Origin of the sequence: Methylocella sp. (assembly GCF_044226135.1) — a bacterium.
Taxonomy (GTDB): Bacteria; Pseudomonadota; Alphaproteobacteria; order Rhizobiales; family Beijerinckiaceae; genus Methylocapsa.
The window spans coordinates 38,452-53,390 of sequence record NZ_JBGAHM010000002.1 but is presented as its reverse complement, the minus strand read 5'-3'; the positions used below and the strand labels follow the sequence as shown (position 1 = coordinate 53,390).

Below are 14,939 nucleotides of genomic sequence, written 5' to 3'. Positions count from 1 at the left end.
AAGGCGGGACCCCGGGCGCGTCCGCAGGGCGCGTCAGGCGGCCGAGGCGCCGAGCCCGACCGGCCGCTGGCGCGCGTCGACCGCCACCATGACGAAGGCGCCGCGCGCGCACCGGCGCCGTTCGCCCGAACGCAGGCTTTCGGCGAAGAGATCGATCTCCGCCGTCATGGAGCTGCGCCCCGTGGCGACGATCCGCGCCACGAGCTCGACGATCTCGCCGGTCGCCACCTGGCTTTCAAAGTCGACCCGCCGCGACGAGGCCATGACCACCGCCTTGCGGCAATGGCGCGTCGCCGCCACGAAGGCGGCGCGGCCCATCGCGGCGAGGGCGACGCCGCCATAGAGGCTGCCGTAATGGCTCGTGTCGCCCGGAAAGACGAGCTCCGTCATGCGCAGGGCGTCGTCTTCGTCCTCCGTCGCCGGCGCGAGCGGCGGCAGGCGGCCGCAGATCCGCTCGACGCCTTCGCCGACCGCGACCATGTTGAAGGCGCCGCGCGCGCAAAGGCGCCGCTCGCCCGACAGCGGGGCCTCCGCGACGAGCGCGACCTCGACGGCGAGCGAGCGCATCCCGACCCGCGTCACGCGACCCGAAAGCTCGACAATCTCGCCGATATGCGCCGGCGCCTTGAAGTCGATCCGCTCGCAGGAGGCGGTGACGAAATCGACATGGCCGTGGCGCGAGGCGACGATGAAGGCGAGCTTGTCCATATGGGCGAGGCCGGCGCCGCCAAACAGCGTGCCGTGATGGTTCGCGTCGCCCGGAAAGACGATGTCGACGAGCCGCGTCACAGACCCCTTCGCGGCCTGCGCCGCGCTCATTCCGCGGCCTCCGCGGCGAGCGCGCGCAGCCGGCGCGCGGCCTCGACCATGTTGGCGAGCGCGGGCTTCGCCTCGGCCCAGCCGCGGGTCTTGAGGCCGCAGTCCGGGTTGACCCAGAGCTGGCCGTCGGAGAGCCGCTCGCGCGCGAGCGCAAGGAGGCGCGTCATCTCGTCGGCCTCGGGAACGCGCGGCGAATGGATGTCATAGACGCCGGGGCCGATCTCGTTTGGATAGCGAAAAGTCTTGAAGGCGTCGAGCAGCTCCATCTTCGAGCGCGAGGTTTCGATCGAGATGACGTCGGCGTCCATCCGCGCGATCGAGTCGATGACGTCGTTGAACTCCGAGTAGCACATGTGGGTGTGGATCTGAGTCGCGTCGGCGACGCCCGAGGCCGCAAGCCGGAAACATTCGACGGCCCACTCGAGATAGGCCGCCCGGTCGGCCTGGCGCAGCGGCAGCCCCTCGCGCAGGGCGGCCTCGTCGATCTGGATCATTTTCGCGCCGGCGGCCTCAAGGTCCAGAACCTCGTCGCGGATCGCGAGCGCGATCTGCCGGCAGGCCTCGGCGCGCGGAACGTCGTCGCGCACGAAGGACCAGTTGAGGATCGTGACGGGCCCCGTCAGCATGCCCTTCATCGGCTTTTTCGTGAGCGACTGGGCGTAGCTCCACCATTCGACCGTCATCGGCTTCGGGCGCGAGACGTCGCCGAAAAGGATCGGCGGGCGCACGCAGCGCGAGCCGTAGCTCTGCACCCAGCCATGCTTCGTGAAGGCGAAGCCCGAGAGCCGCTCTCCGAAATACTGCACCATGTCGTTGCGTTCGAACTCGCCATGGACCAGCACGTCGAGGCCGAGCTCTTCCTGGAGGGCGACCGCGCGCGCCGTCTCCTCGCGCAGGAAGGCCTCGTAGCCGGCGTCATCGAGCGTCCCCTTCGCATGGGCCGCCCGGGCCTTGCGCACCTCGACCGTCTGCGGGAAGGAGCCGATCGTCGTCGTCGGGAAGAGCGGCAGGCCGAGCGTCGCGTCCTGGACCGGCTTGCGCGCCGCAAACGCGCCGCGCCGGCGCGTCATGGCGGCGTCGGCCGCCGCCGCGCGCCTCTGCACGTCGCGGTCGTGAACCTTGCCCGACGCCGCGCGGCGGGCGACGGCGGCGGCCGATTCGGCGAGCGGCCGGACCGCGGCGGCGCGGCCTTCGACCAGCGCGAGGCGCAGCACGCAAAGCTCCGCCATCTTCTGGATCGCGAAGGCGAGCCACTCCTTGAGGTCGCGGTCGAGGTCGGCCTCAAGCTCGAGGTCGAGCGGAACATGCAGCAGCGAGCAGGAGGGCGCGATCTCAAGCCGGTCCGCGCCGCGCGCGGCGACCGCGGGCTCGATCAGGTCGAGGATGTTCGGCAGGCTGGCGCGCCACACGTTGCGCCCGTCGATCGCGCCGAGCGAAAGCGTGAGCGCGGGCGGGGCCTTCTCCAGCGCCGGCGCGAGCTGCTCGGGCGCGCGGACGAGATCGAGATGCAGCCCGGCGACGGGCAGGCCGAGGGCGAGGTCGAGATTGTCGCCAAGGCCGCCGAAATAGGTCGCGAGCATGATCTTCAGCGTCGGCGCGGCGGCGGCGAGGGTTTCATAGGCGCGGGCGAACGCGGCCCGCGTCGCGTCGTCGAGGTCGAGCACGAGACAGGGCTCGTCGATCTGGACCCAGCGCGCGCCGGCGTCCTCGAGGCGGCGCAGGATTTCGGCGTAAACCGGCAGAAGCCCGTCGAGCAGCGACAGCGGATCGAGCGCGGCGTCCTTCGACTTGCCGAGCTTGAGATAGGTCACGGGCCCGAGCAGCACGGGCCGGGTCTCGACGCCGAGCGCCTTCGCCTCGAGATATTCGTCGACGGGCTTCGCCGAGGTCAGCGCGAACGCCTGCCCGCGCGAAAATTCCGGCGCGAGATAATGATAGTTGGTGTCGAACCATTTGGTCATTTCGAGCGCCGGCGCGCCCGGCCCATGGGCGTGCGCGCCATGGCCGCAGGCGCTCTCGCCGCGGCCGCGCGCCATGGCGAAATAGACGTCGAGCGGCACCGGCCCGCCGGTCCAGCCATAGGCCTCGGGCACGGCGCCGACCATGGCGCTGACGTCGAGCACATGGTCGTAGAGCGAGAAGTCGTTCGACGGAATGACGTCGACGCCGAGCGCCTGCTGGCGCGCCCAGTTCGCGGCGCGAAGCCCGGCCGCGGCCGCGAGCAGGGCGTCGGCGCCGGATTTGCCGGACCAGTAGGCTTCGAGCGCGGCCTTGAGCTCGCGGCGCGGGCCGATCCGCGGCGCGCCGAGCGCGCTCACGGGCAGAAGACGTTCGGCGACGGAAGAAACGGAGACAGGAGAAACGGAAGACATCGGCTCAACCCCAATGAACATTGGGGGCGAAGACCGAGCGGACGCAGGCGAGATTCCGCGCGGCGGGCCGCCGGCGGACGCGCAAGCGCGCCGCTGGGACACCCCGCCCAGGGACGACTATGCTGTCGCGGCAGGTCTCCTGGCTCACGGGTCACGGCCTGCGTCCGGCCTTCCCGAAGCCGTGCGGCTTCAGTGGCGCGAGATGGACGACAGGCTCGCCGCTTACAGTTGCGGGGGCAGCTCCGGCCTCGCCTTGCGGCTCACCGGATTCCCTCTTAGCTCCGGCGCCTGAGGCAGGCCCGGAGAACCACGACGGCGCAAGACTGGCCGTAAAACGCGGCCGCGTCAAGTCGATATAACGATATCTTTATGTCGCCATGCCGAATATGCGTCACGGCCTGAGGAGCACGCAGATCACGCCGCCGGCGAGCACGAACAGGGCGGGGTTGACGCGCGTCAGGAGCAGCATGGCGGCGCAGGTCGCAGACGCCAGCGCCGCCTGGGTCGCGTCCGTGACCGCCGTGCGGCCGATCGAGACGACGCCCGCGGCCATCAGCCCGACGACGAGCGGGGCCATGCCCTTCTGCAGCGCGGCGCGCCAGGGCGAGCCCTCGAAACGGTCCCACAGGCGCGAGGCGCAGAAGGCGATGACGCTCGCCGGCAAAAAGAAGCCGACGAAGGCGAGAAGCGCGCCGAAAAGGCCCGACACGCGATAGCCGATGACGAGCACCATCAGCATGTTCGGCCCCGGCGCCATCTGGCCGAGGCCGAACACGTCGCGGAATTCGCTTTCCGTCAGCCAGTGGCGCTGCTCGACGATGAGCGTCTTCATCTCGGGCAGCACGGCCGCGCCGCCGCCGACGGCGAGCACCGAGAGCAGCGAGAACACGCTGAGCACAGCGAAATTCAGTCCGAAGTTCATGGCTGCTTTCCGGGGGCCTTCGCGTCACGCCCCGCCGCGCGGCCGGCGCAGCAGCACGGCGAGGGGCCCGACCGTAAGGATGACGATCATCAGGGAGAGATGCAGGCCGCTCACCATGAACAGGGTGAGGAGCGCGATGGCCACGTCGAGCGCGCCCGAAAGCTGCTTGCGGCCGATCTGCAGCGTGGTCGCCGCGAGCAGGCCGACGGCGGCGGCGCCGATTCCGGCGAGCGCGGCGTTCACCACCGGATTTCCCATATGCGCGGCGTAGAGCGCGCCGAGCGTCATGAGCAGCGTCGCGCCCGGCAGGGTCATGCCGGCGAAGGCCGCCGCCGCGCCGGGGACGCCGCGCAGCCGCTCGCCGACGATGACGCTCATGTTGGTGGCGTTGAGGCCCGGCAGCGCCTGCGCGACCTCGAGCGCGGCGAGGAAGCTTTCGTCGTCGAGCCAGCCTTCGCGCTCGACCAGCGCCGCGCGCAGATAGGCGACGACGCCGCCGCCGAAGCTCGTCGCGCCGATCACGAAAAAGACCGCGAAGATTTTTCCAAGCGAGGGCGCGGCGGCGGGCGGCGCGGCGCGAGCGGGGGCCGGGGCGGGGCGGTCCGTCATTCGCGGCCGCACTCCGGGCGGCCGCCGAACTGGTAGACGACGGCCGTCTTGGTGGTCCCGAGCGCGACCCATTCGGGCGCGTCGCGCTGCAGCTCCATGAAGAACGCCTCCGAGCGCGCCTTCGCCTTGTCGCTCAGCCCGTCATAGCTCTCGAACTTCGCCTGGAAGGCGAATTCGCCGATGAGCGAGGTTTCGGTCGAGCGGTTGCGCCACAGCGCGATGGTCGCCTTGGCGTCGAGCCTGTGGCCGAAGTCGAGGCGGCCGGGCTCGACCATGATCTCCTCGACGGGAAGGTCGTTGACGAGGCGCAGCGGCGCCCCGTTCGAGGATTTCACGAGCGCGTCGAGGCAGGGAAACACGCTGGCGATATGGGCGAGGCCCTGCTCGATCTCGAGCTGCGGCGTGGCGAGGACGCAATTGTGCGAATAGAGCCGCCGCAGGCCGCCGACGCTGGCCTTGAGCGGCAGGATCTCTTCCTTGAACTTGATGTCGGCGTCGACGGCGAGATGCGGCGTCACGTCCGTCGCGGCGGCGACGGGAAGCTCCGGATGGCGGAATTTCAGCGTGAGCTCATGCTCGGCGGCGGGCCAGCCGTCGACATAGAACGTGCGTTTGCGCAGGATGAAGGCGTTGCGGTAGAGGTCGGCGCCGTCAGTGTCGTAGAACTGGATCTCGCGCACCTCGCGGTCGAAGGCGCGCTTCGCCGTTTCGACGTCGACGCCGGTCTTTTCGGCGACGGCGCGGACCTTCTTCCAGAAGGCTTCGAACTGGCTTGGGGCGAAGAAGCGTTCGGGCCGCAGCAGGATCTTGTATTCGCGGTAATGGACGTCGTCCATGGCGGCTCCGCCGTCTGACTGGCGCGCGATCATGGCCGGCGGGCGCGGGCGAGGCAAGCGCGCCGCGCCGTTTTTTGGGCCTGTCGCGGCGCTTTCGGCGAGGCTGCAATCCTGCGTTGAAACCTGCGCGGGCGCGCCCGCGCCCGAGGCGGGATCTTCAAAGCGCCATCGAGGCCAGGTTCTTCCTGAAACGCGTCCGATTCTTTCACAAGCCGGCGCCTTCAGAAAATTGCCGCGCCGCGAAAAACGCGGTTTGATCGAGGCGCCGGCGCCCCGACGCCGCGCCGCGAGACGACAGGCCGCCATGCCCCATCGACGAATCGCCCTCGCCCTCCTGATCCTGTGCGCGTCGCCGGCGCGGTCCGAAACCGCCTGCGGCGTGAAGGGCGACATGGTCTGCCCGGGCTGCTCCGTCATTTGTCCCGAGGGACGGCAGGCGTTCTGCCAGGAAGGCGAACAGACCGGGGCGACTTGTTGGGCGCCCAATCTGTGCGAATGCGTCGTCCTTGAAACGGCGCCGCAAAAGCCGCCGGCGCGCCGGCGCGGCGCCGGCGGCGCGCCCGGTCGAAACGCCTGCTCGACGCCCGACGACGGTCCCTGCCGCGGCTGCCGCGTCGCCTGCGCGCCGGACGAGCGCGCGGCGTGCCTCCCCGCCGTTCGCGACGCGGCGCGCCGGGGCCGGTGCCGCGAGGACGCGCGCTGCCTGTGCGTCGACTGACCCTCTCGGGGGCCGCGCCGCGCGGGCGCCCGCATGCCTTCGTATGATTGGCGTGAGCGGCCGGATCGGCGATAGTCTGGCGGCGCCCGCTTCGCGCGCCGGGCGCCCCTCTGACGCCAGAGGAACCCGAGCCAGGAGAACCGGAAGATGCCAGCCGCGCCCCGCTCCGGCGTCCGACTCATTGCCGCGGCGCCGGCGGCGGCGGCGCGCCGGCTGTCGCCGCTCGACGCCTCGGGCGCGCTGTTTGGCCTGCGCGCGACGGCCGCGACCCTGGCCGCGCTCTGGCTCGCCATGCAGCTTCAGTTCGAAACGCCGCGCTGGGCGGCGTGGACCGTCATGTCGCTCTCCCTGCCGACCCACGGCCTCGTGGCGACGAAAGGCGCGTGGCGGGCGGGGGGCACCGTTCTCGGCCTTGTGGCGGGCATGGCCGGGGTGGCGCTGCTGGCGCAGAGCCCGGTCGCGATGGGGCTTTTTCTCGCCGCGTGGTGCGCGTTCTGCGCCTGGTGCGGCGGACGGTTCTCGGGCAACGCCGCCTATGGCGCGGCGCTCGCCGCGCTGACGGCGAGCCTGCTCGTGATCCTGAGCGCGCCCGATCCGCTGTCGGCCTTCTCGGTCGCGACCGCGCGCGGCGCCGACATCTTTCTCGGCGTCGCCTGCGCCTATGTCGCGAGCGCGCTCTCCGAATTCCTGAGCGCCCAGCAGCCGGCGAACGTTGCGGCGGGGCCGCGGCCCGGGCCGGCCGAGGTCGCCGCCGGCGGCGTCCGCGCCTTCGTCGCGGTCGCCCTCTCCTGGGCCCTGTGGCTGGCGACGGCCTGGACCGACGGCGGGGTCTTCGTCGTCTTCGTCGCCGTCATCGTGGTCGTGTTCGGCGCCGCGCCCGACGCCGACCGCCGCACGCCCGCCTATCTGCGCGGCGTCGCCATCGGCCAGGGGCTCGGGCTGTTCGTCAAATTCGTCCTGCTCGCCGCGCCGACCTCCTTCCCCATGCTCGCCGCGACGCTCGCGCCCTTCATCTTCGTCGGCGCGGCCGGCATGAAGGACCCGCGCAGCGCCGACACGGCGATCGGCTTCAATCTTTCCTTCCTGCTGGCGGCCGATCCCGCCAACCCGATGCAGTTCGACCCGGTCGCGTCGATCAACGAGACCTTCGCCATCTTCGCCGGCGTCGCCGGCGGGATCGCGGCCTACCGCTTCATCCTGCCCCGGCTCGTGTGGCGGAGCGCGCCATGAGTTTTCCCCTGCGCGAAGTCGACCTTCTCGGCGTCTATGTCGCGCCCTTCGCGCTCTGCCTGCCGATCGCCTTTGCGGCGACATGCGCCGCGCTCGCGCTCCTGCGCCGCGCGCCGGGCCTCGCCGTCGCCGCGCGCACGCCCGCGCTCGAACTCGGCCTGTTCGTCGCGCTGCTGTCGGGCCTGACCCTTCTGCTCGGACGCTGATTGTTGGACGCCGCACGCATGACGAACGAGGCATCACACGCCGCTTCCGCCCCCGCCGCGCCGGCCGCCGCGCCGGCCGGGCCCTCGGCCTTCGGCCTGTTCACGACGCTTGCGGTCTTCGCCGGATCGCTTGCGCTCGCCTGGCTCGCCTGGGGCTATTATCTCGGCACGCCATGGACGCGCGACGGAACCGTGCGCGTCTATACGGCCCAGGTCGCGCCGCAGGTTTCGGGCGAGGTCACGGCGGTGCTCGTCGCCGACAACCAGCAGGTCCGCAAGGGCGATCTCCTGTTCCGCATCGACGACCGCGACTATGTCATCGCCGTGCGGCGGGCGCAGGCGGCGCTCGCCCAGGCGCAGGCCCAGCTCGCCAACGCGCAGGCGGAGGCCGCGCGGCGCGAATCGCTCGGCGACGACGCGGTCAGCCCGGAAAGCCGCCAGAGCTTCGAAAGCCGGGCCGCGATCGCAAAGGCCGCCTATGACGGCGCGCTCGTCAGCCTCGACGACGCGAAGCTCAATCTCGGGAGGACCGAAGTCCGCTCGCCCGTCAACGGCTTCGTGGCCAATCTCCTGCTCCAGGCCGGAACCTACGCCCTGACCGGACGCGCGGCGATGACGCTCGTCGATTCGGACAGCTACTGGGTCACGGCCTATTTCGAGGAGACGCAGCTGCGGCGCATCCGCATCGGCGACGCGGTCGAGATCATCCTCATGGGCTATCCCGACCAGCCCATCGGGGGCCGGGTCGAAAGCCTCGCCCATGGCGTGATGGACCCGAACGCCGCGCCGGGCGTCGCCGGGCTGCCGTCGGTCAACCCGGTGTTCACCTGGGTGCGCCTCGCGCAGCGCATCCCGGTGCGCGTCGCGATCGGCGCGCGCCCCGCCGGCGTGCGCCTCGTCGCCGGCATGACGGCCACGGTGCGCGTCCTGCCCTGACGCCGAATCAACAGCTCGGCCGCGCGAATCGCTGCGCTCATCCGGCGCAAAAGGCGCGTTTTGGGGCGTGAGACGCCGGCGCCTCATTCACATTTGCGCCGCGGGCGACGTCTCGCGCGCCTTGCGCCCGAGCAGAACGGGGCGATCCGCTCAAAGCGTTTGCCATTTTGTCCCGAGCGAAATGGCACTTGTCCCACTTCCGCTAATACCAATGGAGTGCTTAATACCACCGCATGCGGCGCCCGGACGACGCGGACGACTACGCAATTCGGCGCTGCACGCGCTCAACAAAACAACATCCGAAGACGGATGCATACGCGACGGGCGCTCGCCGGAGGACATGGCGAAGCCCGAACGGGCGGGAAATCAGGGAAGGCGAGCATGCGTAAATTATTGACGTCTGTATCCACGGCCGCGCTCATCTGCACCGCGGCGCCCAGTCTCACTCTCGCCAACGACAAACTGAACGAGCTGTCGAAAAGCGACGAAAACTGGGTGATGCCCGGCAAGAACTACCACTCCGACAATTACAGCAAGCTCACCCAGATCAACGCGGAGAACGTCAAGCGCCTGCGTCCGGCGTGGTCCTTCTCGACCGGCGTGCTGAACGGCCATGAGGGCGCCCCCCTCGTCGTCGACGGCAAGATGTACATCTCGACGCCGTTCCCCAACACCACCTTCGCCCTCGGCCTCGACGACCCGGGCCGCATCCTGTGGCAGTCGAAGCCCAAGCAGAATCCGGCGGCCCGCGCCGTGGCCTGCTGCGACGTCGTCAACCGCGGCCTCGCCTACTGGCCGGGCGACGGCAAAACCCCGCCCCTGATCTTCAAGACGCTGCTCGACGGCCATGTCGAGGCGCTCAACGCCGACACGGGCGAGAGCTACTGGAAGATCGAGAACTCGGACATCAAGGTCGGCTCGACCCTGACGATCGCCCCTTATGTCGTGAAGGACCTCGTCATCATCGGCTCGTCGGGCGCCGAGCTCGGCGTGCGCGGCTACGTGACCGGCTACGACGTGCGCACCGGCGAGCAGAAATGGCGCGCCTACGCGACCGGCCCGGACAGCGACCTGCTGCTCGCCGACGACTTCAACATCAAGAACCCCCAATATGGCCAGAAGGGCCTCGGCACCTCGACCTGGGAAGGCGACGCCTGGAAGATCGGCGGCGGCACGAACTGGGGCTGGTACGCCTATGACCCCGACGTGAACATGATCTACTTCGGCACCGGCAACCCGGCGCCGTGGAACGAGACCATGCGCCCGGGCGACAACAAGTGGACGATGACCATCTTCGGGCGCGACGCCGACACCGGCAAGGCGCATTTCGGCTACCAGAAGACCCCGCACGACGAATGGGACTTCGCCGGCGTCAACGTCATGATGCTCTCCGAGCAGAAGGACAAGGAGGGCAAGATGCGCAAGCTTCTGACCCATCCTGACCGCAACGGCATCGTCTACACGCTCGACCGGACCAACGGCGACCTCGTCAGCGCCGACAAGATCGACGACACGGTCAATGTGTTCAAGGAAGTCAACCTGAAGTCCGGCACGCCCGTGCGCGATCCGGAGTTCGGCACCCGGATGGACCATCTGGCGCGCGACGTCTGCCCGTCGGCCATGGGCTACCACAACCAGGGCCATGACTCCTACGATCCGCAGCGCCAGCTGTTCTACATGGGCATCAACCACATCTGCATGGACTGGGAGCCCTTCATGCTGCCCTACCGGGCGGGCCAGTTCTTCGTCGGCGCGACGCTGAACATGTATCCCGGACCCAAGGGCGACCGGCAGAACTACGAGGGCCTTGGCCAAGTCAAGGCCTACAACGCCATCACCGGCAAGTTCAAGTGGGAGAAGATGGAGCGCTTCGCCGTCTGGGGCGGCACGCTCGCGACGGCCGGCGACGTGGTGTTCTACGGCACGCTTGACGGCTTCATCAAGGCCCGCAACAGTGACACCGGCGAGCTTCTCTGGAAGTTCAAGCTGCCGTCCGGCGTGATCGGCTACCCGATCACCTACACTCACAAGGGCACGCAGTACGTCGCCATCAACTATGGCGTCGGCGGCTGGCCGGGCGTCGGCCTCGTGTTCGACCTGCAGGATCCGACTGCCGGCCTCGGCGCCGTCGGCGCCTTCAAGAAGCTCGCGAACTACACCCAGATGGGCGGCGGGACCATGGTGTTCTCGCTCGACGGCAAGGGCCCCTACGACGATCCGAACGTCGGCGAGTTCGTCTCGGCGCACTGAGCCGGCCTTTGTGAACCTGCGCTTCGCGGCCGCCCCGACCGGCCGCGAAGCGGGCAGGGCGGAGCGTCGTCCCTCCCGGACCGGCGGCTGCGGCGCTCCGCGCTTTTTTCCGATTTCCGCAAGGACCAAACTCATGCGCCATCAAGCCGCGCTGCTGTCCGCTTCGCTCCTCCTGTGCATGGGCGCCTCGGGCGCGAAATCCGCGCCGGCCGCGGAGGCGGGAGCCCAGGATCTCAGGATCTGCGCCGCGCAGAACGAGCCGCCGTTCTCGATGAAGGACGGCTCCGGCTTCGAGAACAGGATCGGCGTCGCGCTCGCCGAGGGCATGGGCCGCAAGCCGGTCTTCGTGTGGTCCGAGAAGCCCGCGATCTATCTCGTGCGCGACTATCTCGACAAGAACCGGTGCGACGTCGTGATCGGCCTCGACAAGGGCGACGACCGCGTCCTCGCCAGCGCGCCCTATTATCGCTCGGCCTATGTGTTCATCACGCGCGCCGACCAGAATCTCGACGTCAGGTCCTGGAGCGATCCGCGCATCGCCGGCCTCGGGCATGTCGTCGTCGGCTTCGGCACGCCGGGCGAGCAGATGCTGAAGGAGAAGGGCCTTTACGAAGACAACATGGCCTATCTCTACTCGCTTGTGAACTTCAAGGCGCCGCGCAACCAGTACACACAGATTCCGCCGGAACGCATCGTCGACGAGGTCGCCTCGGGCCGCGCCGGCCTCGGCGTCGGCTTCGCGCCCGAAGTCGCCCGCTATGTCGCGGCCTCGACCGTGCCGCTGCGCATGACCGTCATCGACGACGACGTGAAGCGGTCCGACGGGCGGGCGACGCCGATGCACTTCGACCAGTCGGTCGGCGTCCGCAAGGACGATCCGGCGCTTCTCAAGCAGGTCGACGAAGGGCTCGTCAAGGCCCGCGGCCAGATCGCGGCGATCCTCAAGCAGGAAGGCGTCGCCGTGCTCGACAAGGGCATGTGAGGCCGGGCGGCTTTTTCGATCTACAACACGGTTTGGGACAAGATATGAAGTTCAACGGTTTTCGCCGGAACGTCGTGTTCGGCCTTTTCGCGGCCGCGCTGGGCGGCGCCGCAATCGCGCAGACCCCCGCCACCACGCTCGATCTGCGCAGCACGGTCACTGGAGAGCCGCTTTCCCTCGCCGACGCGCTGCCCGAAGGGCGCGACACGCCCGGGGTCAAGCTGTTCCTCTCGACAGGCCACAATCCCTACAACAATGACAAGAGCTGCCTCGCCAAGGGGGGCTCGCTGTTCCTGACCGCCTGCTCGGGCTGTCACGGCCATCTCGGCGAAGGCAAGATCGGCCCCGGCCTCAACGACGACTACTGGACCTATCCGAAGAACCAGCACGACCAGGGCCTGTTCGAGACGATCTTCGGCGGCGCGCAGGCGCAGATGGGGCCGCACAGCGGCGAGCTGACGCTCGACGAGCTTCTCCAGATCATGGCCTGGGTGCGCTATCTCTACAAGGACGGCGCCAGCGGCGCGGTGTGGCTGACCGACGCGCAGAAGACGACCTTCAAGCCCTATGACCACAACGAGCCGCCCCTGCCCGAGGATTCGCCCGGCATGTGCAATCCGAAGACCGCCGCGGCGGCGACCGAGGCGGCGACCGCCGCCATCAAGAAGCAGGTCGCGATCGACGCCGGGAAGCCCGAGGAATGAGAATTTCGAGAGATGCGGAGGCGGGCTGAGGCAGGCCGCCGTCTCCGTCAGGCGCCCCGGCGCCCAAACCAGTCGCGCCAGGCGCGAGGATAAGGCAGGAGGAAATAATGCTTAAGAAGATCGCCTTCACGCTTCCGGCCCTGGCCGCGGGCGCGTTCATCGTCTGCGCGCTCGCGCCGGCCTTCGCCTATGACGGACAGACCTGCGTCGCGCCCGGCAATTGCTGGGAGCCGAAGCCGGGCTTTCCGGCGAAAATCGCCGGCACGAAGTTTGACCCCAAGCACGAGCCCAAGGAGCTCGCCAAGCAGGGCGACTCCATCAAGATGATGGAGGAGCGCAACGCCAAGCGCGTCGCCAATTTCAAGAAGAGCGGCAAATTCGTCTACGAAATCGACAAGATTTCGAACTGAACGCGTGAGCAGGGCGGCGGCCGCGGCCTCTCGCCCGGTCCATGAAGACGACAGCAAAAAAATGACAACAACAGCGCCGTCTCTCTCCGCCGCCCGAAGCTCGGCGATGTTGATGCAGGAGGCGATCGGCAAGGTCGTGCTCGGACAGGAGCGCGCCGTCGCGCTCCTCGTCATCGCCGTTTTCGCACGTGGGCATGTGCTGCTCGAAGGCGACGTCGGCTCGGGCAAGACCACGCTGCTGCGCGCCGTCGCGCGCGCGGTCGGCGGCCCGTTCGAGCGCGTCGAGGGCGCGATCGACCTCGCGCCGGGCGATCTCGTCTACAGCGCCTATGTCGACGAGGACGGGCGCCCGCGCGTCGATCCGGGGCCGGCGCTGCGCCACGGCGAGGATCTCGCCGTGTTCTTCTTCAACGAGATCAACAGGGCGCGGCCGCAGGCCCATGCGCTGCTGTTGCGCCTGATGGCCGAGCGCAGGCTCAAGGCCTTCAACCGCGACTACGCCTTTCCGCATCTGCAGGTGTTCGCCGACCGCAACCGCGTCGAGCGCGAAGAAACGTTCGAGCTGCCGGCGGCGGCCCGCGACCGTTTCTTCATGGAGATCGCCATCGCGCCGCCGGCCGACGCCGCGACGCGCCGCAGGCTCATCTTCGACACCCGCTTCCACGACGTCGACGCGCTGATCGAGACCCTCCCCGAGGGGCTCGTCGACTTCCGCGGCCTCAATGCGACGGCGGTCGCGATTCAGGAGCATGTGCGCGCGAGCGACGCGATCGAAGCCTATGTCGCGGCGCTGGCGCAGGCCGTGACCGACCCGCGTTCGGCCGGCATCGAGATCGAGGGCGTCGACATGACGCGCCTCGTGCAGGGCGGCGGCAGCGCGCGCGGCCTCAGCTATCTCATCCGCGCGGCGCGCGTGCGCGCCTTTCTCGCGGCGCGCGATTTTCTTGCGCCCGAAGACATCCGCGACATGTTCGTCCCCGTCATGGCGCACCGCATCTTCCTTGATCCGATCTATGAGCTGCGGCGCGAGCCGCTCGTGGCCGAACTGTGCCGCCGCGCCTTCGACGTCGTTCCCGCGCCGTGAGCGAGCGCCCGATCGACGACGGGGCGCTGATCGCCTATCGCCCGCGCCTTCGCCCGCGCGGCGGGCGGCCCGGCGCGCACCGCAGCCGCGAGGACGGCGGGCTCGGCCATTTTCGCGCCCACGCGCCGTTCTCGCGCCATCCCGAGCCGCGCCACATCGACCTGCGCGCCACGCTGAAGGACGTGTTCGGCGAACTCCAGGTGCGGCGCTTCGAGCCGCCGGGCGCGGTCGACGTCTATGCGCTCGTCGATCTTTCGGCCTCGCTCGGGTTTCAGGGCGCGGGCTCGGCCTTCGCGCTTTCGCGCCGCGTCGCGACGGCGCTCGCCCGCGCCGCCGCCCGCTACGGCGACGCCTTCGGGATCGTCGGCGCGGGCGAGCGTCCGCGCGAGGACTTTTACATCCGCGCGACGCGGCGGCGCGGCGTCGAGCAGGACGTCGACGCGCTGTTCGCGCGCCACAAGCCCGACGGCGCCGGCGGCGACGGCCTCATCGAGGCGGCGGCGCGGCTCGGCGGCCGGCGCAAGCTCGTGTTCGTGCTGTCGGACTTCCTTTTTTCTCTCGACAGGGCCGAGGCGCTGATGACGAGCCTCGCCGCGCATGACGTCACGCCGATCGTGTTCAGGGACACGGCGAGCGAGGAGGGCCTGCCGACGTTCGGCCTGATCGAGCTGCGCGACCTCGAAACCGGCCGCGGCCGCCTTTATTTCATGCGGCCCTCGCTGCGGCGGCGCTGGCTCGACGAGGCGCGGGCGCATGACGCGGCGCTCGACCGGCTGTTCCTGCGCCATGGCGCGGCGCCCGTGCGCGTCGTCGACAGGCTCGATCTCGAAGAGCTCTCCCGCGCGCTGACGGAGCGCTGAG

The 14,939-nt window shown here is 69.5% G+C and carries 15 protein-coding genes and 1 riboswitch; of the genes, 10 read left to right on the top strand and 5 right to left on the bottom strand.

What is annotated here, in order from left to right:
• Positions 1-33: 33 nt before the first annotated feature.
• The 5 genes from ACILRB_RS01525 to ACILRB_RS01505 form a co-directional block, all read right to left on the bottom strand.
• Entirely contained in the window at positions 34-819 is a 786-nt protein-coding gene (locus tag ACILRB_RS01525) for an acyl-CoA thioesterase (protein ID WP_395664538.1), read from the bottom strand.
• Entirely contained in the window at positions 816-3,191 is a 2,376-nt protein-coding gene (gene metE / locus ACILRB_RS01520) for a 5-methyltetrahydropteroyltriglutamate--homocysteine S-methyltransferase (RefSeq protein ID WP_395664537.1), read from the bottom strand. Before metE ends, ACILRB_RS01525 begins: the two co-directional genes overlap by 4 nt.
• Positions 3,192-3,302: 111 nt before the next feature.
• Positions 3,303-3,518: riboswitch (cobalamin riboswitch) on the bottom strand.
• A gap of 64 nt (positions 3,519-3,582) precedes the next feature.
• Positions 3,583-4,113, bottom strand: coding sequence for a chromate transporter (locus ACILRB_RS01515; RefSeq protein ID WP_395664536.1), 531 nt, complete (start codon positions 4,111-4,113; stop codon positions 3,583-3,585).
• Positions 4,114-4,137: 24 nt separating this feature from the next.
• The gene (locus ACILRB_RS01510; RefSeq protein ID WP_395664535.1) at positions 4,138-4,722 is read right to left on the bottom strand and encodes a chromate transporter; all 585 of its coding nucleotides are present in this window, start codon (positions 4,720-4,722) and stop codon (positions 4,138-4,140) included.
• Positions 4,719-5,558: a hypothetical protein gene (locus tag ACILRB_RS01505; protein ID WP_395664534.1), complete on the bottom strand. Its 840-nt coding sequence runs from the start codon at positions 5,556-5,558 to the stop codon at positions 4,719-4,721. The genes ACILRB_RS01510 and ACILRB_RS01505 overlap by 4 nt, the downstream gene beginning before the upstream one ends.
• 304 nt (positions 5,559-5,862) lie before the next feature.
• Between ACILRB_RS01505 and ACILRB_RS01500 the strand changes: the two genes are divergently transcribed.
• From ACILRB_RS01500 to ACILRB_RS01455, 10 genes are all read left to right on the top strand, one after another.
• Positions 5,863-6,276 carry a hypothetical protein gene (locus tag ACILRB_RS01500; protein ID WP_395664533.1) on the top strand — a complete coding sequence of 138 codons (414 nt, stop codon included), beginning with the start codon at positions 5,863-5,865 and terminating at the stop codon, positions 6,274-6,276.
• A 147-nt stretch (positions 6,277-6,423) separates the two neighbouring features.
• Positions 6,424-7,506, top strand: coding sequence for an FUSC family protein (locus ACILRB_RS01495; RefSeq protein ID WP_395664532.1), 1,083 nt, complete (start codon positions 6,424-6,426; stop codon positions 7,504-7,506).
• Entirely contained in the window at positions 7,503-7,712 is a 210-nt protein-coding gene (locus ACILRB_RS01490; RefSeq protein ID WP_395664531.1) for a DUF1656 domain-containing protein, read from the top strand. Before ACILRB_RS01495 ends, ACILRB_RS01490 begins: the two co-directional genes overlap by 4 nt.
• Positions 7,713-7,730: 18 nt before the next feature.
• On the top strand, positions 7,731-8,648 hold the full coding sequence (locus tag ACILRB_RS01485; RefSeq protein WP_395664530.1) for an HlyD family secretion protein: 918 nt from the start codon (positions 7,731-7,733) through the stop codon (positions 8,646-8,648).
• 381 nt (positions 8,649-9,029) lie between these two features.
• Positions 9,030-10,898 (top strand): methanol/ethanol family PQQ-dependent dehydrogenase, encoded by a 1,869-nt coding sequence (locus ACILRB_RS01480; protein ID WP_395664529.1) that lies wholly within the window; start codon positions 9,030-9,032, stop codon positions 10,896-10,898.
• Between the two features lie 133 nt (positions 10,899-11,031).
• Positions 11,032-11,880 (top strand): methanol oxidation system protein MoxJ, encoded by an 849-nt coding sequence (gene moxJ, locus ACILRB_RS01475; protein ID WP_395664528.1) that lies wholly within the window; start codon positions 11,032-11,034, stop codon positions 11,878-11,880.
• Between the two features lie 44 nt (positions 11,881-11,924).
• Positions 11,925-12,584, top strand: a complete 660-nt coding sequence (gene moxG / locus ACILRB_RS01470) for a cytochrome c(L), periplasmic (RefSeq protein ID WP_395664527.1) — start codon at positions 11,925-11,927, stop codon at positions 12,582-12,584.
• Between the two features lie 107 nt (positions 12,585-12,691).
• Positions 12,692-12,994 (top strand): methanol dehydrogenase [cytochrome c] subunit, encoded by a 303-nt coding sequence (locus ACILRB_RS01465; RefSeq protein ID WP_395664526.1) that lies wholly within the window; start codon positions 12,692-12,694, stop codon positions 12,992-12,994.
• Between the two features lie 106 nt (positions 12,995-13,100).
• Positions 13,101-14,078, top strand: coding sequence for an AAA family ATPase (locus ACILRB_RS01460; protein ID WP_395664525.1), 978 nt, complete (start codon positions 13,101-13,103; stop codon positions 14,076-14,078).
• Positions 14,075-14,938 carry a DUF58 domain-containing protein gene (locus ACILRB_RS01455; RefSeq protein WP_395664524.1) on the top strand — a complete coding sequence of 288 codons (864 nt, stop codon included), beginning with the start codon at positions 14,075-14,077 and terminating at the stop codon, positions 14,936-14,938. The genes ACILRB_RS01460 and ACILRB_RS01455 overlap by 4 nt, the downstream gene beginning before the upstream one ends.
• The last annotated feature ends 1 nt before the right edge of the window (position 14,939 follow it).